1 protein-coding gene is annotated in these 759 nt (G+C 39.5%); it reads left to right on the top strand.

Annotation, left to right across the window (positions count from 1 at the left end; genetic code table 11):
• On the top strand, nucleotides 1–759 hold a 759-nt coding region (locus SMIDD26_RS06570), incomplete at both ends, for a Rib/alpha-like domain-containing protein (RefSeq protein WP_246746961.1).

Genomic DNA, 759 nt, shown 5'->3' with positions numbered 1-759 from the left:
AATAGGGGCAACTTACAATTTTACAATGATATAAGCTCTCCACTTGGTACAAATCCAGTTCCTGATAATACAGTCGTTGACTTTATTATAGTAAAATCTAGGACAGAATTTGCTGTTTACCTTGTCAAAGATGGAGAAGTTACTAAAGAAATGTCTTTAACCGACGCTGGAACTCTCGATAACGCAAAACCTTATACAGAAAATGGTAAGACTATATTTGGTTTTTTCTTTGATGATAACGCCACTGATGATGAGGCTACACCCGGTGGTAGGGTGTATAGAATGTCTATATATGACAAGGCTATTGACCCGACTAAGGTCGTAGAAAAATTGAATAAAACTCTCGATGACAGTAAGTATGAACCAGAACTAAAAAATCCCTTACCAGATGTAAAAAAAGGAAGTACGCCAAATGCAGAGGATTTTATAAAGAATACACCGACATCAAACGATCCAAACAAATTACCAGCAAATACTAGGATTACATGGGGAGAGGCACCTGATACAAGTTCAGAAGGTTTAAAACCAGCAGTAATCTTAGTAACATACCCTGATGGCTCATCTGATCGAGTAGGGGTTAAAGTGAAGGTGGTAGCTACAGAGAAACCAGACGCGCCAACAGTAGCAGCGGACGAAGCGACAGCAACAGTAACTGTAACGCCAACAGGAGATGTCGATAAAGTCAAAGTAACGTACACACCAACAGGTGGAACAACTGAGAAAACCATCGAAATCGTAAAAGAAGGTGGAGTATGGAAA

The sequence above is a fragment of the Streptococcus mitis genome (genome assembly GCF_001579035.1).
Lineage (GTDB): Bacteria > Bacillota > Bacilli > Lactobacillales > Streptococcaceae > Streptococcus > Streptococcus mitis_J.
The sequence above is the reverse complement of the archived record's forward strand: the minus strand, read 5'-3'. Positions and strand labels throughout refer to the sequence as shown.